Origin of the sequence: Aliivibrio fischeri (genome assembly GCF_009727955.1) — a bacterium.
GTDB classification, from domain to species: Bacteria; Pseudomonadota; Gammaproteobacteria; order Enterobacterales; family Vibrionaceae; genus Aliivibrio; species Aliivibrio fischeri_A.
The window spans coordinates 78,609-97,378 of record NZ_WOBR01000013.1 but is presented as its reverse complement, the minus strand read 5'-3'; the positions used below and the strand labels follow the sequence as shown (position 1 = coordinate 97,378).

Here is an 18,770-nt window from a genome sequence, read left to right as displayed (position 1 = left end):
TTATTTTCGTACAAAACAAAACCCATACTTCTCGGTATGGGTTTTCTTTTTATAGCTAAATACTAATCTAAATTCAATTTTCCTGAAAATGACTCCTCTTCATCTTCCAGTTGAAAACGATCTTTTGGTCGATAAACAACGATATCTTCAAAATCATCTTTTCTTTCTCTTCTATCATTCGCGATCATTTTTTCTGCATTTTCAACCGCAGCTGCAACCATTTCGTTATATTGCATTAATTTTTTCTGTGATGTTGCCGCTAACATATCCAAGCTATAACGAATATAAAGTGTAGGAAGCTGATTTAAAGCAATACACTTCATATCTGTGATTTGATCAAGCGTATAAATCTGGTGGAATTCCAATGCAAAAAATCGTTTATTGACGAGTACTTCCATATAATTATGAATGTTTGATTCCATAGAGGCACCTTGTTGTTGTTTAATGCATTAAGTGTATCGTAAGCATATGAATAGAGTCACGTTATTGATAGAATAACAAATTGTCTTATCAGTTCAGTGACACACTCTTTCTTTTTTTAGTTTTATAGGATTAGTTAAAAAAATAATGTCTTTTAACCTTCTCAGCCATCCTTTATTCAAATTATTGCTGCCTATTATCATAGTTGTATCTGTGATTACTGGAATGGATGGTATAATCCAACTCTCATCTGAGAATAAAGGGTTCTCCTATATACTGCCCTATATTGTATTATCTATTGTTTTATTACTCAGTCAGCCTTTTAATCAAGGGCGTATTGGTATGATAGCGATAAGTATGGCTATCGCTTATTGGATAATTCAAGAAAGGTTGCAAGTACCATTATCATACGGTACGACACGAATTGAATTTACATTAACCGCCTTCTTATTACCTATCTGCATGATGGCTACATTTATTTTCCCTGAGCGTCGCATTTTCTCTAAGTTTGGCGCTGGCTATTTATGTATATTACTCTTCATGTTTTTCTGGTGTTGGATAATCACAGTACACTTTGCAGATAATGACATGACTGAAATATGGCAAACCTATTTGCTCAATATTCCAGAAATTTCACCTTTACCTGTTATCGTTGTTCTTTATAGTATCGTAATGTGTGGTTTATCCGCTATTTTCGTTTTAACTCGAAGCAATAATACGGATTTGGCGTCTTATACGTGTCTACTGTATTCATCACTTACTTTTTCATTATTTAGTGTTGATTATATTTCAAGCACCATGTTTTCAATTGCAGGGTTGCTGCTTTTACTCTATATCATTACAGCAAGTCATGAGTTAGCGTTTATTGATCAGTTGACGGGAATTCCGGGCCGACGAGCTTTAGAATCTGAAATGAAACACCTTGGTCGCACCTATACCATTGCAATGCTTGACGTTGACCATTTCAAGAAATTCAATGATACCTATGGGCACGATACTGGTGATGATGTACTTAAACTAGTAGCGAGTATCATGGCGCAAACCGGTGGTAACGCAAAAGTGTATCGTTACGGTGGTGAAGAATTTACGGTTTTATTTAAAGGAAAAACGGCAAAACAAAGCTTAGAGTACCTTGAAGAGTTACGAGAAGACATCGCTGATTATGATCTAATTATTCGTGATACTTCTACTCGTCCTAAAGATAATAAAGAAGGACAAGCTAAGCGTGGTAAAGCAAATAAAACAAAAGTCGTAAACGTAACCATCAGTATTGGTGTTGCCGATAGCGAAGATTTAAGAAAGCCGCAGCTCGTGATTAAAGCAGCCGATGAAGCTTTATACAGAGCTAAAGAAGGTGGACGTAACTGTGTAAGTGAATAACTTAACCTTTGCTTAAAAACACTCAAAAAACCGACTCATTTGACTGCAGTCGGTTTTTTTTATTCTAAAAACTTATTAACCTTGCGTATTGTTCTTACAAATGCCAAACTCAAGTTATTAAAAAATATAGTTTTTGTTAACAATAAAGATAAACAAGGATACGTTTATGTTTTTAGATTATTTTGCACTTGGTTTATTGGTCTTCGTTGCCCTTGTCATTTTCTATGGCATCATTGTCATTCATGATATTCCTTATGAAATAGCTCACAAACGTAATCACCCACATTCTGATGCTATTCATGTCGCAGGTTGGGTAAGTCTATTTACACTCCATGTTTTATGGCCATTTCTTTGGATCTGGGCAACGCTATGGCGTGAAGATCGTGGTTGGGGCTTCCATAAAATCGAAAACAATCAATTAGAGCTACAAACTCGTGTTAATCATCTTAATGACCAAGTAGAGCTATTAACTGAAAAACTCTCTCAAATAGAAGTTAATCAAGTTAAACAAGCGCCTCAAAAGCCATCTCAAGAGGAGCAAGCGTAATGGATTTATTGCTTATTTTGACGTACACCGCTTTATGTATCGCGGTATTTAAAATCTTTAATATTCCACTAAACAAATGGACAGTTCCTACCGCAGGTTTAGGTGGCGTTGTATTAGTTGGCACTTTAGTTCTATTGATGAACTACAACCACCCATTTACTCAATTTGGTGGACAATTTTATGTAACCACGCCAATTGTCCCAAGTGTTAAGGGGAAAGTTATAGAGGTTAATGTTACGCCTAACCAACCTGTTGTTGCGGGCGATGTTTTATTTAAAATTGACCCAATTCCTTTTCAAGCTGAAGTTGTTCGTAAACAAGCAGCTTTAAGTGAAGCCGAGCAAGCCGCTCTTCAATTAGAGTCGGTTTATAAATCAGCACAATCAAACACAATAAAAGCAACAGCGGATAAAGATAAAGCCTACCGTGAATTTAAACGTTATGAAAAAGGTTATAAAAAAGGCGCTTTCACCGCACAACAGCTTGATACTCGTAAACAAACCTACAAAGCATCTGAAGCAACATTAGAATCGGTTCAAGCGCAAGAGCAACAAGCAAAACTGGCACTAGAATCTGAAATAAATGGTGAAAATACCACAGTAGCTCGTATGCGTGCAGAGTTAGAACAAGCGCAATTTAACCTTGACGAAACTGTTGTTAAAGCACCAACTGATGGATATGTAACTCAAATGGCACTTCGCCCAGGAATGATGGCCGTCCCTATTCCACTTCGTCCTGTAATGACGTTTGTACACACAGAAGATCAATACTTTGTTGGTGCTTTCAGACAAAACTCATTACAACGATTACAGGCAGGCTTTGAAGCTGAGTTTCTTTTCAGAGCGATTCCTGGACGTGTGTTTAAAGGAGAAGTCGTCGAAGTTATTCCTGCAATTGGTGAAGGTCAAATCCAAGCATCTGGCGCCCTTTTAGGAACAAATGCAATCCGTACAAATGGTCGAGCATTAGTAAAACTGAAACTGACTGATGATGTATCGGAATTTCACCTTCCAGCTGGTTCAAACGCTGAGATTTCCGTTTACTCTGATAGCTTCGAGCATGTATCAATTATGCGTAAAGTATTAATTCGTATGAAGTCTTGGCAAAACTATCTATACCTTGACCACTAATCACCTTTAATCTGTATCAAAACGCCTTAAAGCACTGTTTTAAGGCGTTTTTATTTATATCAATAAAAAAATTATATATGTTATTGGATTCTTAACTCTGATATTATCCTCATGAAAAAAGCTGTTACATTGATGTTGCAGTCGTTTGATGGTCTCCAATGGGAGCCATTATATTTTAATGTGAGGACGCATGAGTACTACGGATAAGTACAGTATAGACAGTACTGACTACGAGGTTGGACAGGACAATATCCAAAAATGGGGTTTTGATATTCATAACCAGGTTTTTGGTATTAGTGCTGGTTCCATTATTCTTTTTCTTACTGTGCTTCTAGTTATGGACCCAACTGAAGCAAAATCTCTTCTCGACGGTGTTAAGTGGCAAATCATCAACAATTTTGATGGCCTATTTATGTGGTCTAGTAATATCTTCCTGATATTCTGTTTAGCGCTGATCATTTCTCCTTTTGGAAAAATTCGTATTGGTGGCGACAAGGCAAAACCTGAACACTCTACAATCTCATGGATGGCAATGCTGTTTGCTGCTGGCATGGGTATTGGTTTAATGTTTTATGGTGTTGCAGAGCCTCTTGCTTACTTCACTGATTGGTATGGTACGCCTTTAGATGTTGAACCATTTACCGAAGAAGCTAAAAAACTGGCATTAGGCGGAACGATGTACCACTGGGGTATTCACCCTTGGGCAATATATGGTTTAGTCGCGCTATCTTTAGCATTCTTTACCTTTAACAAAGGATTACCGTTATCAATGCGCTCTGTTTTCTATCCTATTTTAGGTGATAGAACATGGGGTTGGTTTGGTCATATCATTGATATAATGACGGTACTTGCAACGCTATTTGGCCTTGCTACTTCTCTTGGTCTTGGAGCTCAACAAGCAGCTGGTGGAATCAATCACGTATTTGGTACCGATGGTGGCGTTAATATGCAAATTGGCGTGATCATTTTTGTTACCATGCTTGCTATGATCTCGGTAATACGAGGGATTGATGGCGGTGTAAAACTATTAAGTAACGTCAACATGCTTGTGGCTGTTGCTTTATTATTCTTCATTATTTTCATTGGTTTCTCTGATGTAATGAGTGCATTACCGTTAACTGTGACAGGGTATATTGAAAACATCATTCCACTAAGTAATCCTCATGGTCGTGAAGATGAAGGTTGGATGCACGGTTGGACAGTATTCTATTGGGCTTGGTGGATTTCATGGTCCCCATTCGTAGGTATGTTCATTGCTCGTGTATCTAAAGGTCGTACCGTTCGTCAATTCTTGATATCTGTAATGATCATTCCAACGTTGGCTACGGCATTATGGATGTCTGCATTTGGTGGGATTGCAATTGAACAAGTCGTAAATAAAGTCGGTGAATTAGGTGAGAATGGTCTACAAGATATCACTATGGCACTGTTTAATATGTATGATGCGATTCCTATGAGCACTGCCCTTTCGGTTATTTCTATCGTACTGATTATGGTGTTCTTTGTAACCTCATCGGATTCTGGCTCATTAGTTATCGACAGTATTACTGCTGGTGGTAAAGTTGATGCTCCAGTTCCTCAGCGTATTTTCTGGGCAACGGTTCAAGGATCGATTGCGGCGGTACTACTGTGGGTTGGTGGTACAGAAGCAATGCAAGCGCTGCAGGCAGGTACGGTATCTACTGCACTACCATTTACGTTTATTCTACTTATGATGTGTGTCAGTCTAATTAAAGGCTTTAGCACTGAAAAGTTTGGTTCGACACCAAATATGGATAAAGCAAAAGCATAAATTATTTAATGTTATAATTAAAAAAGCCCTGATACGAAAAATCGAATCAGGGCTTTTTATTATCAATAAGTGATATTATTTATTTTTAGCTTGTTCTTTTTCGTCTTGTGCTTTAGCAAAATCAGCTATCGTTTGAAAATCACTTGGTGTCCAATAAGCTTTATTTCTCAGAGCCTCAGGTAAGGCATTAAACGCATTATCATTTTTATTATGCAGCAGCTTAAACGTTGCTAAGTCTTCATACTCTGTTGATAGACTCTCTTCTACCCCACTTTTAAAACCATTTGGTCGAAGATCTGTCCCTAAATGATATTCACGATGAATAACAACCCATTTGTTTGGCAAGCGCTTATCGCTATCCCACCATACCCCATCCATACTTTCGATTTGAGCTTTTGATTCTTCTTTAGATACAACGCCAAGCTCAATAAATTTAGCTTCAATGGCTTTTGTCATTGCCTTTGAGAAATCATCTTTCGATAAACTTGGATCTTTTGCGATAACAGAGCTCGCTATTTTCGCTCCTAGCATATTTGAATATAAATCTTCAGGAGAAAATGCTGAAGCCAATTCTTTGAAACCACCAACCGATTCCATACCAAACCACTGAGCTATTTCATGCCATTGAGCAAGGCGATATGCTGTTAAAGCAGCTAATTCAACACTGATTTTTTCTTTTTCTTCACTCGTAAAACTGTTTTTTGACTCGGTTAATTGAATAACACGATCTTTTAATTCAGGTGATAAAGTAATCGAATAGTCTGTTCCTAAATGAGATTTAAATTCAGTATACAAATAATAAGTAAAATCAGCGGTATCACGAACGTGTGCTGAATCTAAAAAACCACCTTTCTCTGAATAAAAGATACCATTGCTCTCATCACCAAAGCCCATCAGGCTACTTGCTACACTTTGGCTGCCATCGTTATAAATATGATCACCAAGATCATCAACATTTAGTACATTCTCTACAGAGACAAATGGTACGGGAATTCCCCCAACTTCTGTTTGTAAATTAGTACCAAATGCACAACATGGCCTCACACCAACAGGGGCGTCTGCATATACTGAAAATGAGCTTCCGAAAAGAAGACTGGTCGCTATCATGAATAAAGATTTGTTATTCATATTCCCGCCCTTAAAATGCTTCGTTAATTTGAAAATATACGGCTTGGCTATCTTTACCTATACCGTAATCAAGTCTTACATTGACTCTTGGTTTGAAAGCAAACCGGTAACCTACTCCATACGTAGGTAGCCACTTACTATCAAATAATCCTTGATAAGAATCTGCAACATTACCACCACCAGCCCAAGCAACCATTCCATGACGGTGATTAAATTGATGACGCACTTCTATTTGAGCTGACGCCTGCGTATTGTCACGATATTGCCCGTTATAATAACCACGCATACGTTTATCACTGCCTAATGAAGACAAAGCAAACCAAGGAACATCTCCTTGCACAGTCTCACTGTACGCTTCCCATGCAAGTACCGTATCACTGGTTACTTTGTAATATTGACGATAGTTAAAGGTCGCTTTATTAAATTCATAATCGGAACCTAAAGACTTGCTGTACTCATTCCAATTAATACTAAGTAACATGCCTTTATGAGCATTAAGTTCAAAATCTCGACTGTCGTATTCAAGACTGATTGTTGCAGCTGTCAATAAGGTATTTTCTAAATCTTTTGAATTTAAAAGTAACGAGTCTGAAGTCTGTTTACGATGGCTTTCTAGATCAAAACCCGCTAACAAATAGGTATTAGGGTAAAACTGGTACGCTATTTTAGGAGTAAACCCAAAGATCTCAGCTTCAACTAAGGTTTTGTTTCCTTCATTCTCAGCTTGCTCTTTACCTATACCCCAATAGTATTCAGGGGTATGGCTTGCTTTAGCTTGAACTAAAAGACGAATTTCATCATTCTCAAAATAAGTGCGATTATTAACCCCTATTCCATAGGAACCAGAGCTCGAACCATAACCCGTAATACTAACCGTAGATAATGGAGCGCTGTCTTTATCTTCTAATGGCGAATATAAGCCAACAGCGGCAATACCAAGACCAAAACCTTGCTCAGGGTTAGCAAAAGGACCGGGTAGCACTGCCCAATCAACACCTTGGCTAACATCGATGTCTTCAGATGAACCTAACTCTTCAAGAAAAGTGTCAACCCAACTTTGTGGTTCTTCTTTTGCCGAGATCGACAATGCGTAACAGCTCAATAATACTGCCGTCGATTTTTTTAAAAGTGTCATTGTTTAAAATCGCATATCAACGGTAAAGAAAATGCTTTTACGATCACCAAGTCCAGCTTCACCGAGCAAGTACAATCGATCATGTAGTTTATATTGCATACCAATTAGAGGGTTCCATGGTGTCACTAGATGCTGTTCAACATTAAAACGACCATTATCGACTTTTCCAACAAGACTACCCAAACTACCCGTTAAACCAATATCAGTTAAATTACCTGATAATGATTGTTCTACATCTTGATACATAGCACCTACCCACAGACGAAGTGGTGCACCTAAACGATTAAAGTCATAACCAATACGTGGAGAAATAACAATGGAGCTGATAGTGCCATCAATAACATTAAGCTCAGTTTCCGTATAACTGGCATCTGCCAATGCAAATACATCTTTATATCCACCAGCCAATACAAAACCAGCACCATAAAGTGTGCCATTTAAATCTAGGCGAAATGGCATTTTTATACCCGCTTCTTTACCAAACGGTTTAACATTAATCGTGGTTTCTGAATACCCTTTTAATTGACCGACAATTCCATACAAATTCAAAAAAGGAAAAAGCCACACATCACCCCGTAATGTCAGAACTTCACTCATTTGTTTGCCGTTTCCAATAGGTTCAATTTCCACTAAGTCACTGATTTGGTGAGGCGGATTCCAAGGTAATAATGCAGGAATAGTTCCTTCAAAACCCACGCTATCTACAGAGATATCCTGAGTTTGTTTCATATAGCTAATATTTAATCCAAATGCTTCTGGTAAATCATAACCACGAGCTTCTGCTTCATCTTTCCAAATAGGTAACGTAAAGGATTCTGCAAACAACGAAGATGAATAAGATAAGAATAACAAGCAAAGTACAGAAAGTGCTCTTTGCGACATAAAGACTCCAAATACTGAAGGAAAGTAATCCAAAAGCGGCTTCAGTTTTCGATGAATAATACTCTCCACCTTTTCATAATCAATCTTCTTTTACACTGATTTACAAATAGATAGAATCTGTATTAAAAATGAGAAGCAATGGCGTTTTTTAGAATCAAATCACAGAATACTTCGTAGTGAACAATAGATAAACGCAATACCATTAACAAAGAAAAACATAAAGACAACATTAATTCTAACAAAAAAGGCGCCGATAGCGCCTTTTTTATTTATATTTATCGCTTATTTTTGCCACGATTTGCATGAATTTTTAATTTTGCTTTCATTTTTCGTTTATCAGAAGAACGACCGCGACTCTGTCTTGGACGATCTTCTTTTAATGGCGCATTCGGATCGGGTTCATATCCTTGTAACCACTCTTGTGGTAAACGTGCATCCAATAACGTTTCAATCGCCTTTAATAAATACTCTTCATCCATACTCATTAAAGAGATAGCTTTACCCGTATGCCCTGCTCTGCCTGTACGTCCTATACGGTGTACATAATCTTCTGCTTTAAATGGCAACTCATAGTTAATCACGCATTCAAGTTGTTCTATATCTAAACCACGAGCAGCAACATCTGTTGCTATTAATGCACGAACTTTACCTGTTTTAAATTCTTCTAAAGCTCGCAAACGCGCTCCCTGGCTTTTATCTCCATTAATAGAAGCGGCTTTTATCCCATCTTTTTTTAGCTCTTTTACTAACTCGTCAGAGCCTTGTTTAGTTTTAGTAAAGACCAGTACTTGCTGCCAATTACGGGAACCAATTAAATAAGCCAATAGTTCACTCTTACGATGTTTATCTACTGGATAAACCATCTGCTCAACCGTATCAGCCGTACTATTAGTAGGAGTTACTTGCACTTCTTTAGGTTTGTTAAGCATGTAATAGGCAATCTCTCTTACTTTCTTACTGAAAGTCGCAGAGAAAAACAAAGTTTGACGTTCATCAGGCATTTTACGCAAAATCTTTTTAATATCAGGAATAAAGCCCATATCTAACATACGGTCAGCTTCATCTAACACTAAATACTCAGCTTGATTTAATGTGATGGTTTTTATATGCAGATGGTCTAACAAACGTCCTGGTGTTGCGATTAATATATCGGTCCCACCAAGCAAGTTTTCTTTTTGCACATTAATACTTGTACCGCCATATGCCACTACAACTTTTAATTCAGTATGTTGAGTGTAACTTACTAAACTATCAAAAACTTGTTGTGCTAATTCACGAGTAGGCGTAAGAATTAAGCTTCGCACCACTTTGGATTCTTCATGACGTTCAATCGGATTTTCAATCAAGCGTTGGATCAATGGCAGACCAAATGCAGCTGTTTTACCAGTGCCTGTTTGTGCTCCAGCCAGTACATCATGTCCTTGTAATACCAGTGGAATAGCTTGTTTCTGAACGGGAGTTGCTTCTTTAAAACCTAATTCTGCAACCGTTGTTAGGATTTGTTCTGTTAATCCTAGAGACGCAAATGACATGATGAACCTATGCATAGACAATAATTGGCGCTGATTGTAGCAAACCATTCATATTAACCCTACGGTAAGTCGCCATCATTTATGCATTTATTTTCTAAACATAAGAAAAATCCAGTGTACTTTGCAGATACACTGGATTAATTAGGAAAGTAATGGATTTAATCAACTAAGATTATAGGTAATAACGTGCACCTAACATCCATTTATTGTCTTCTTTATTATTGTAATCGTTACCTAGATCAATTTGGTAACCGGTAAAGCCAACGAACTTCTTAGTGAAATTGTATTCCGCTTGAATTGCAGAGGTGCTATAAACTGTTTTACTTGCGTCATTATCCACCACTGATTCATAGTTTAAGCTTAGGTTTAAGCTGTTATCTAGAGCATAAGCAATTAATGCTTCGTATGCTGAACTATCTTCAATTAGAGTTTTTATTGGTGATGCATCACTGTTCATGTTTTCATTCATCGCATAAACACCTGCTACATACAAACCTGAACCGTATGTGCCATATGTGCCACTTATTACGTGTGATTCAGAAGTTACCGCTTGGCTACTAAGTCCATAATTCACATCACCCGTATTGTATGCATAGTTAGCAGAGAAACCAGCAATACGATAATTTAATGCAACCTGTCCACGGTTACCATAATCATTCGTTACTGAAACCGATCCGTCAATTGTATCAGATTTACGACCTTGCCAACCTGCTGCTAAACCTAACTTGCCAGCATCACCCATCTCAAACATTTTGCCATAGCTCAACATCTCTTCAGCACGACCTGTACCTAAATTGCCATGATCTTCATAAATAAAATCATTCGCAAAAGCAATCGGCATATCTGCTACGCCAGCAACACTGTAGTAAGGAGCCCACTGTGTACCAGCAACCATACGACCGAAATCATTATGAGTAACACCAATGTAGCCAAGACGCGTAGTAAATGCGTTTTCACCACCGTCTAAATAATTTAGCGCCCATTCACCTTTTGCGTCGGCAACAAAACCATTGCCTAAATCGTGTGTAGCATTAAAGTTGATACGTGGAGAAACAGCGGTTAAACCTGTATCCCCTTCATCAGATCCTTCAAGAGCAACAGATACATGTCCGCCAATATCAAATGTTGTTCCATCTTCATTATACAATTCAACAGCAACTGCATTTGAAGAAGCAGTGATAATAGCTAAGGCAAGTAATTTTTTGTTCATTCTAATTTCCATTTAATGATGTCTATTATGGTTTAATCCATAACCAGACCGTTCAAGTAACAATTTAAAAACAAGATAAACGATCATTGAACACAATCAGAATCAAACATTAACAAAAAACACAATAAAAAATAAAAAACAATAAATAACATTGATATATAAAGATAAAAAAGACCGATAATGAATGTTTCCAAATGTTTTATTAGTCTTTTTTTAACCTCTTTTTAGTTTTAAGAACAAAATTCTTGCTCGTAAACGATGGGAAATTAACCAATTAAAAACAATTTATGCTGAATATATGCCTACGATGAATACGAGCATTATCCAAAAACGGTTTAATAGATAAAATGCTAGTTAGTCACTAGCATTTATTCATAATTAATTGTGAAGGTTTGTAGAGGAAAGCGCTAACGCATCATACCCACTTAAGGCTTGATAAGGACGTAAACCAAATAACGGCATAATTGAATATATGTGATCAAAAATATCGGCTTGAACACCTTCATAAAACACCCAATCCGTATTATTGGTAAATGCATAAATCTGCAGTGGAAGACCTTCAGCAGTTGGTTCAAGCTGCCGAACCATAAATAACATATATGGATGAATATCTTTATTTGTTCGCAAATAAGCGGCTAAATATGCACGGAAAATACCTACATTGGTCATCTGACGTGTATTGCCCAAATGTGGAATATCGTCTAACTCATCATTAAAGGTTTTAATTTCTTTTGATTTCTCAAACAGATACTCTCTAAGGATCCGAATATCTTTTAATGATTCAATTTCATCATCGGTCATAAAACGAATTGAATTTACATCAATATTTACCGCTCGTTTAATGCGTCTGCCACCTGAATCTGACATGCCTTGCCAGTTAATAAACGCATTTTGCACCAAGGCATAAGCAGGAAGCATACTCACTGTATTATCAAAATTACGAACTTTAACCGTTGTTAATGAAATCTCCTCAACGGTACCATTTGCTTTATACGCATCCATTTCTATCCAATCATTTAGTGTGATCATTCGGTTAGCAGAAAGCTGTATTCCAGCAACAAATCCTAAAATCGTATCTTTAAACACCAACATGACAAAACCAGTTGCTACCCCTAACCCACTAAGGAATATTACAGGAGACTCATTAGCAAGAATTGACATCGACACAACCAAACCCACTAAAAAAGTAAACAGTTTAGTTAATTGTACAAAACTCTTTATTGGCATTCGTCGAGTAATACCTCTGGCATTAGCAACATCATTAAGCGCATCTAATAAAGCAAATACCATCCTTATAAAGATGACTAAAATTGAAATACTAAGCAGTTTATCTGCGATAGCTGAAAGCAATTCATAATGTCCAAGAGCAAGAGGAATAAAGAGATCCAACACCATCATGGGTACAAAAAGTGTGAGTTTCTCTAATACCTTATATTTAGAAAAACTCTCAGATAAAGGCTCATTTGTACGATGAAGTACATTTTTAATGGTACGAACAATAATATGATGAGTAATAAGGTGACTTATCGCTGCAATCCCAATAACAACTAGAACAAATACGATCGTCAGTTCCATGCCATAAGGATCACTATTGATACCTAACGCATTTAATTTACCTGCAATATAATTACGAAAATGATGTTCTAACAAATTATCACCTTTACTACATACGTCTGCTAAAAAATGAGTTTAAGCTCTTGATCTATTTCTACAAGAACTATTTTAGTATAGGTCTAGTTCATAAAATAAACATCGTCTGCATCCCTACTTCATTTACGTTCTATTCTTATTCAATCAGACTAAATTTTATACATTATGACTAAATATGAAAACTAAGTTTGTATCGTGATCAATATCACATTTATCAACTACACTACTGATGTCTCATTTATTTAACTCAGAGGTTAAAATGAAAAATCAAACACCAAGTCAGGCTTTAATTTCAAAAAGTTGGAAATATTTTATTGCTGTAGGCCTAATAGTTACGCTAGCAGGTTTAGGAGCGACGAGCCTACCAGTAATGGCTGGTGTAACCATTTCGACATTAATTGGTATTGTATTGTTAATCACAGGTTTAGTTCAGGTATACCATACGTTCCGTATTCACGCATGGAAAGAAAAGTTATGGTATGTATTAAGTGCTTTATTTTATATTGTTGGTGCTTTATTTATTCTCTTTAAGCCACTAGAAGGCCTTATGACCATAACTACTATCATGATTGTAGTTATGATATTTAATGGCTTAACACGTATGATTTTCGGATTTACCAATAAAAATCTACCTGGTAGCGGCATGGTTATATTGAGTGGATTGCTTTCTGTTGCTATTGGTGGGTATTTCTTCTTCCTTTTAGATAACCCTGAGTTCTCGTTATCACTATTAGGCACTTTTGTTGGTGTATCACTAATATTTGAAGGAATGAGCTTTCTTTTTATCGGTTTACGAATCAGAAAAGCGTTAAAAGCATAGAAATACGGTTCTAAACAGATTGTTGGTCTGCATTTGAACTACTTAACTTAAAAGATATAGCCTGTATTCTTATAATACGGGCTTTTTATTGTAAATAACAAAAAAGCCTCTTGGGGGATAAGAGGCTTTTAATTAGGAGATTTTATTCAGAGAAGATGGTTAATCTCTTCTGTTTTTCTATTAACCCTGAATCAGAGTTAACGCATTCTTCATTGCTTCTTTCGTTGAACATTCAACTTGGCGAATGTTAGCGAAACGGTCAGATTCTTTTACTGGAATATCATGAGCAAGGATGATGAACTTAGCATTCGCAACATCTTTTGCTGTCAGTTTATTCACCAGACCGTTAGAACCTTGAGTTTCAACTTTAATCTTGATGCCAGCTGCTGCACCTGCTTTCTCTAGTGCTTTTGCTGCCATGAATGTGTGTGCGACACCTGAAGGACAACAAGTCACAGCTAACACATCGTATTCACCTTCACCTGCTACTGGTGCAGCTGTTGGGGCTTGAACTGGAGCTGCTGTTGCTAATTCCGCCTCTTCTTCAACAACTGGTTTCCAGAAACCTACAATTAATGCTGTTGTTAATGAACCTAGAGCAATACCGACAACATACATTGGAATGTTACTAGATACAGGAGCTGTAATTAAACCACCCCATGGAGCATGAAGTAATACGTCAGTTAAGAAACCAAACACACAACCAACCATACCGCCAATTACGATAGATGGTAAAACACGTACTGGATCGTTTGCTGCGAATGGGATTGCACCTTCAGATATACCAATTGAACCCATGATAGCTGCTGCTTTACCTGCTTCTTGCTCTTCTTTAGAGAATTTCTTCTTAAATAAGAATGTTGCAAGCGCCATACCTAGTGGTGGAGTACAAATCGCGATACCAACGCCGCCCATTAACCATGGTTGCGTGTTTACTTGTGTTTGAGCAAATAGTGTTGCTACTTTGTTGATTGGACCACCCATATCGAACGCCGTCATACCACCAAGAATCGCACCTAAAACCGCTTTAGAAGAACCCGCCATTGATGCTAGGAATTCATTCATGCCAACCATGAAAGAAGAGATAGCAGCACCTAAGCCCCACATTACGATACCAGCAGATACTAATGTACCAACTAGAGGATAGATAAAGTACACACCTAACGCACTTAAATGAGCAGGAATAGGAAGTTTCTTAAGTTGAAGAACCACACCACCAGCAATGAAACCGGCAACGATACAACCAAGGAAACCACCACCTAAATCAGCCATAATGCCTGATGCAATAAATGCAGGCGCTAATGCTGGTTTATCTGCAATTGAGTAACCAATAAAACCACCAAGAATGATTGGAAAAAGAACCAACCCTTTAATCGCAATGGTTGAAATATCCGCTAAGATACCTGTATCAGGAACCGCACCTTTACCTGTAGCCATTACCGCTAAAGCTAACAAAACCCCACCAGCAACCACGAATGGAAGCATGTGAGAAGTACCAAAAAGTAAGTGTCCTTTTAATTTTGATAGTGTTTGTTTCCAATCACTTTGATTATGCGTTGCAGTCATCGTTGACATAAAAGTAATCCTAAAAGTTAGTTAGTCAATAGGTCTAAAATTTGTTGCTTAGTTGTCGCTTTTTGCATATCTGCAATCAGGTCATCACCAAACTTTTCAAATAACGCTTGTAGTGCATAAATGTGGTGGTCACCGCTTTCAGGTGATGCAATCATAAAAAATACGCTTGGTTGTTCATCATCAGCTTGATATTCAATCGCCTCTTTCGATACACCAACGGCGATTGCCGGAGAGGTAACAGCTGAGCTTTTTGCATGAGGATAAGCAATTCCCATGTCGCTAGTTACGCATTGCGCTTCACGAGCATAAATATCAGTTAAAAAATTCTCTTTATTATTAATTCGGCCATTTTGAAACAGAGTTTCAGCTAGTTCGGCAAAAACACCGTCTTTTGTGGTTGATTTTAAATCCAGTGTAATTAAATCTGTATTAACTAATGATGTGATCATTTTTATTTCCTACACTCATAAAAGAGTCAAAGCAAAAAAATTAAAACCATTAAAATTCAAAAGGTTAAAAACAAAATATTACCTTATAAGTTATATGGTTTTATTCGATAGGAAGATGATATGAATTTAGAACAAGATTGGTAAGTTGATATTTCAAGCATTTACTGGACTTTTGTACCCTCAGATCCAAAGTGTGAGTTCAGTAACAATTACACACATAAAAAAGCCGCTAACTTAAATTAGCGGCTAAATCGACTTATTAGATTCAGAGTTACTTAAAGAAACTGATCATTCAAAATAACATTTTTAGTCATACGCTTTGCGTTATAAAGTAATTCATCGGCTGATTTATACGTGTTTTTATCTTTACTTGAAAAACTCAACCCACCACTAATGGTTACTTTTAAATCATGGCTCCATTTCAGACTCTCAACACGCCTACGAATATCTTCCGATAATTCAATACAAGCTTGAGGCTCTATCAAAGTAAAAAGAACAACAAATTCTTCACCACCGATCCGATAATGATAATGATCCCTTCCAAGTATGAATGCTATTTCACTAGCGACTTTTTCTAGAACCTCATCTCCAACCTCATGACCAAATCGATCATTGATAGCCTTAAAGTCATCAATATCTACAATTAAAAAAGCATGATTCTTTTGTAAAATCTCCTCATAATCAATCATAAACTTTCTTCGGTTTAATGAACGAGTTAGTGGATCCGTATACGTTTCAATATTCAAATATTTTATTTTAACTATCATCACTAATAATAACGATGAGATAACAAGCAGTATCACAAATGCAATTTTCAAAAATAACAACGATTGTTGATGGTCTTCATTCAAATGACTATTTTCACTTTGCTTTAATTTATTTGAGATTAAAAGATGATAACTAGCGCTCTGTCTTTCATCACGTACAGCATTATATCTTTTATTTAAATGATAAAATTCAGTTGTATTATTCGTTTTAAGATAGTAATCAAAAAGAGTTGAATACACTAATTTCGTAAATCTTATTTGATTGGTTCTGTCTGCAATTTTTAATAAGTCTTCTTTTTTATTTTCAATTAATGAGTAATTCTCATTTTTCAATGCTAATTTAAACTCTATTACTCTTATTAATATGTGCTTATCTAGTAATAAACTAACTTTATCTTTCTCTAATTCTGATTGAGCAAGTGTTAAACACTGATTTGCTTTATCAATTAAACCGATTTCATCATAAGCTTCTGCTTTCAAAGATAATAGATAGACATGATAATCACGCCAATCCTCCTCATTATATGCAGCTTGATATTTATCTACATTTTCAAGAAGATCCAATGCTCTCCTTGGTTTATTTATTGCTAATTTATTTTCAGCTAAGCTTAATATTGCTCTAGTTTTTAATTTTTTCCAATCATCTGAGCTATCTTTATATTGAATAGAATTAATTATTTTATTTGCAAAATCATAACCTTTAAAATAAGTAATAATTAATGCCAAGCTAAATTCTCCAGTGGCAACTTTTAATTCATCTCCACTTTCATGAGCAATGTCTATATATTTTAATGATGGATCGATCATTCCATAAAGATCATTATCTTTATATCGTAGCGTAGCTATTTTATCTAAAACTAATAATTGGAAATCTTCATTTAGATGACCATCTTGTAATGCAATATTTAAGATTGCTGTACCAATTTTAGGACCATTTTGATAGTTAATAATTGGTCGAATACTTTCAGCTATATCTTCAATATTATGCTGATATTCGTTTTTACTAAAGCGGTTAAAATCAGCAATAACTTGGCATTCAAGTGGCTTACACAACGTTGATAGTTCAATGAGCTGCTTCTTATAATCAACAGATCTATCACTAACATCATGGGAATGAAGCGTTTCATTCACAACAAAAGCTGTCGCAACTGAAATAATGGTGATCCCAGCAATCAGCAAGATTAATTTTTTCATTTTGGTTTTTAAAAAAAGAAAGGAGTATACGCTTTTATTTTTCATAACAATACAAAAATAAAGAAAAAACCAGATGACAAAACAAACGCTTAAAAAGAAAATAAGCTATTAAATCATAAAGTTAATTAAATGATATAATCTATTTCTTTACAACCAACAGCACCCCACTCCTCTCTTGTTAAGATAGTGACAGTGTCACATGCTTTATTGAAACTTAGCTGACAAATGCACGTATCAATTGCAAATGAGGTTCAACTAAGTCTTCGTGGTTACCCCTGTATCCACCACCAACAACACAAGCAATAGGGATCCCCTTTTGTGTTGCAATACTTTTCATAAATCTATCTCGTTGGTATAGACCTTCTGTTGATACACTTAAATAACCCAATTCGTCATCAATATGAATATCTACACCTGCATCATAAATAATGAGGTCAGGTTGATGATGATTAATTGCCATTTCAACAACTTGCTTAAAGGCCTCTAAAAATGCCTTATCTTGTGTGCCAATGGGCAAAGGAACATCATAATCAGACATGGGTTTTCGCGCAGGAAAGTTTTTATCACAATGAAAAGAAAGCGTAATGATGTCATTTCTATCAGCACATAGTGTCGCGGTTCCATCTCCATGATGTACATCACTATCGATGATTAATACTTTATCTATGCTGTCTTGCTTTAATCCGTGCTGTGCTGCAATAACTAAATCATTAACTAAGCAAAAGCCGCTTCCAAAATCATAATGAGCATGATGGTAGCCACCGCTTAAATGTATAGCAATACCACTCTCAATTGCCTTATCAACGGTTAGACAAGTACCAGAGGCTGACAGCAGTGTTCTCTCTATTAATGATTCGCTCCAAGGAAAACCAATACGTCGCATTTTTGCTGCAGGTAAAGTTCCTGTAATTAACGCATTTACATAGTTTTCTTCATGTACTTGTTTAAGTGCTTCAATAGATAACGGTATTGGTTCAAAACATCGATAAACCTCATCAGAATAATGAGGTTGAATGGCTTGATACAAACGCTGATATTTTTGGATAGGATATCGATGTCCATCAGGCAGAGCCAACTGAGAATATATCGGATGATAAATTAACGCCAACATGTACGAAAAGATCCCTATTCTAAAACCAAAAGAGCAACCATTATGGCT

At 36.4% G+C, this 18,770-nt stretch carries 16 protein-coding genes; 5 read left to right on the top strand and 11 right to left on the bottom strand.

What is annotated here, in order from left to right; genetic code table 11:
* Positions 1–62: 62 nt before the first annotated feature.
* Positions 63–422: a late competence development ComFB family protein gene (locus GNP81_RS17375; protein ID WP_155655828.1), complete on the bottom strand. Its 360-nt coding sequence runs from the start codon at positions 420–422 to the stop codon at positions 63–65.
* 145 nt (positions 423–567) lie between these two features.
* Here GNP81_RS17375 and GNP81_RS17365 point away from each other — a divergent pair, with 145 nt between their 5' ends.
* The 4 genes from GNP81_RS17365 to GNP81_RS17350 all read left to right on the top strand — a co-directional run bounded on the left by GNP81_RS17365 (position 568) and on the right by GNP81_RS17350 (position 5,269).
* Entirely contained in the window at positions 568–1,800 is a 1,233-nt protein-coding gene (locus tag GNP81_RS17365) for a GGDEF domain-containing protein (protein WP_196587381.1), read from the top strand.
* 166 nt (positions 1,801–1,966) lie between these two features.
* Positions 1,967–2,347, top strand: coding sequence for a DUF3302 domain-containing protein (locus tag GNP81_RS17360; protein WP_005422416.1), 381 nt, complete (start codon positions 1,967–1,969; stop codon positions 2,345–2,347).
* On the top strand, positions 2,347–3,477 hold the full coding sequence (locus tag GNP81_RS17355; protein ID WP_155673120.1) for an HlyD family secretion protein: 1,131 nt from the start codon (positions 2,347–2,349) through the stop codon (positions 3,475–3,477). Before GNP81_RS17360 ends, GNP81_RS17355 begins: the two co-directional genes overlap by 1 nt.
* A gap of 190 nt (positions 3,478–3,667) precedes the next feature.
* Positions 3,668–5,269, top strand: a complete 1,602-nt coding sequence (locus tag GNP81_RS17350) for a BCCT family transporter (protein WP_155674001.1) — start codon at positions 3,668–3,670, stop codon at positions 5,267–5,269.
* A gap of 75 nt (positions 5,270–5,344) precedes the next feature.
* Here GNP81_RS17350 and GNP81_RS17345 read toward each other — a convergent pair whose 3' ends face one another.
* From GNP81_RS17345 to GNP81_RS17320, 6 genes are all read right to left on the bottom strand, one after another.
* Positions 5,345–6,397: a DUF4056 domain-containing protein gene (locus GNP81_RS17345; protein WP_155674002.1), complete on the bottom strand. Its 1,053-nt coding sequence runs from the start codon at positions 6,395–6,397 to the stop codon at positions 5,345–5,347.
* A 10-nt stretch (positions 6,398–6,407) separates the two neighbouring features.
* Positions 6,408–7,532, bottom strand: coding sequence for a BamA/TamA family outer membrane protein (locus GNP81_RS17340; RefSeq protein ID WP_155674003.1), 1,125 nt, complete (start codon positions 7,530–7,532; stop codon positions 6,408–6,410).
* 3 nt (positions 7,533–7,535) lie between these two features.
* Complete coding sequence (locus tag GNP81_RS17335) at positions 7,536–8,414, bottom strand: hypothetical protein (RefSeq protein ID WP_005422407.1); 879 nt, start codon at positions 8,412–8,414, stop codon at positions 7,536–7,538.
* A 275-nt stretch (positions 8,415–8,689) separates the two neighbouring features.
* Complete coding sequence (locus GNP81_RS17330) at positions 8,690–9,946, bottom strand: DEAD/DEAH box helicase (RefSeq protein ID WP_196587382.1); 1,257 nt, start codon at positions 9,944–9,946, stop codon at positions 8,690–8,692.
* A 172-nt stretch (positions 9,947–10,118) separates the two neighbouring features.
* Positions 10,119–11,156, bottom strand: a complete 1,038-nt coding sequence (locus GNP81_RS17325) for a porin (RefSeq protein WP_155672868.1) — start codon at positions 11,154–11,156, stop codon at positions 10,119–10,121.
* Between the two features lie 378 nt (positions 11,157–11,534).
* Positions 11,535–12,806, bottom strand: a complete 1,272-nt coding sequence (locus GNP81_RS17320) for a mechanosensitive ion channel family protein (RefSeq protein WP_155674005.1) — start codon at positions 12,804–12,806, stop codon at positions 11,535–11,537.
* 259 nt (positions 12,807–13,065) lie between these two features.
* Between GNP81_RS17320 and GNP81_RS17315 the strand changes: the two genes are divergently transcribed.
* Positions 13,066–13,626, top strand: coding sequence for an HdeD family acid-resistance protein (locus GNP81_RS17315; RefSeq protein WP_155674006.1), 561 nt, complete (start codon positions 13,066–13,068; stop codon positions 13,624–13,626).
* Positions 13,627–13,806: 180 nt separating this feature from the next.
* Here the strand turns inward: GNP81_RS17315 and GNP81_RS17310 are convergent, their stop codons facing one another.
* The 4 genes from GNP81_RS17310 to GNP81_RS17295 all read right to left on the bottom strand — a co-directional run bounded on the left by GNP81_RS17310 (position 13,807) and on the right by GNP81_RS17295 (position 18,722).
* Positions 13,807–15,201 (bottom strand): PTS fructose transporter subunit IIBC, encoded by a 1,395-nt coding sequence (locus tag GNP81_RS17310; RefSeq protein WP_155672870.1) that lies wholly within the window; start codon positions 15,199–15,201, stop codon positions 13,807–13,809.
* A gap of 17 nt (positions 15,202–15,218) precedes the next feature.
* A complete protein-coding gene (locus GNP81_RS17305) occupies positions 15,219–15,650 on the bottom strand; it encodes a PTS sugar transporter subunit IIA (protein WP_155672871.1) in 432 nt (143 codons plus the stop codon).
* A 275-nt stretch (positions 15,651–15,925) separates the two neighbouring features.
* Complete coding sequence (locus tag GNP81_RS17300) at positions 15,926–17,611, bottom strand: GGDEF domain-containing protein (protein WP_155669958.1); 1,686 nt, start codon at positions 17,609–17,611, stop codon at positions 15,926–15,928.
* Between the two features lie 214 nt (positions 17,612–17,825).
* Complete coding sequence (locus GNP81_RS17295; protein ID WP_155674007.1) at positions 17,826–18,722, bottom strand: histone deacetylase family protein; 897 nt, start codon at positions 18,720–18,722, stop codon at positions 17,826–17,828.
* Positions 18,723–18,770: the final 48 nt, after the last annotated feature.

Coding starts and splice junctions, on each gene's coding strand:
- GNP81_RS17375 (WP_155655828.1), bottom strand. CDS start 422: ATGGAATCAAACATTCATAATTATATGGAAGTACTCGTCAATAAACGA.
- GNP81_RS17365 (WP_196587381.1), top strand. CDS start 568: ATGTCTTTTAACCTTCTCAGCCATCCTTTATTCAAATTATTGCTGCCT.
- GNP81_RS17360 (WP_005422416.1), top strand. CDS start 1,967: ATGTTTTTAGATTATTTTGCACTTGGTTTATTGGTCTTCGTTGCCCTT.
- GNP81_RS17355 (WP_155673120.1), top strand. CDS start 2,347: ATGGATTTATTGCTTATTTTGACGTACACCGCTTTATGTATCGCGGTA.
- GNP81_RS17350 (WP_155674001.1), top strand. CDS start 3,668: ATGAGTACTACGGATAAGTACAGTATAGACAGTACTGACTACGAGGTT.
- GNP81_RS17345 (WP_155674002.1), bottom strand. CDS start 6,397: ATGAATAACAAATCTTTATTCATGATAGCGACCAGTCTTCTTTTCGGA.
- GNP81_RS17340 (WP_155674003.1), bottom strand. CDS start 7,532: ATGACACTTTTAAAAAAATCGACGGCAGTATTATTGAGCTGTTACGCA.
- GNP81_RS17335 (WP_005422407.1), bottom strand. CDS start 8,414: ATGTCGCAAAGAGCACTTTCTGTACTTTGCTTGTTATTCTTATCTTAT.
- GNP81_RS17330 (WP_196587382.1), bottom strand. CDS start 9,946: ATGTCATTTGCGTCTCTAGGATTAACAGAACAAATCCTAACAACGGTT.
- GNP81_RS17325 (WP_155672868.1), bottom strand. CDS start 11,156: ATGAACAAAAAATTACTTGCCTTAGCTATTATCACTGCTTCTTCAAAT.
- GNP81_RS17315 (WP_155674006.1), top strand. CDS start 13,066: ATGAAAAATCAAACACCAAGTCAGGCTTTAATTTCAAAAAGTTGGAAA.
- GNP81_RS17310 (WP_155672870.1), bottom strand. CDS start 15,201: ATGTCAACGATGACTGCAACGCATAATCAAAGTGATTGGAAACAAACA.
- GNP81_RS17305 (WP_155672871.1), bottom strand. CDS start 15,650: ATGATCACATCATTAGTTAATACAGATTTAATTACACTGGATTTAAAA.
- GNP81_RS17300 (WP_155669958.1), bottom strand. CDS start 17,611: ATGAAAAAATTAATCTTGCTGATTGCTGGGATCACCATTATTTCAGTT.
- GNP81_RS17295 (WP_155674007.1), bottom strand. CDS start 18,722: ATGTTGGCGTTAATTTATCATCCGATATATTCTCAGTTGGCTCTGCCT.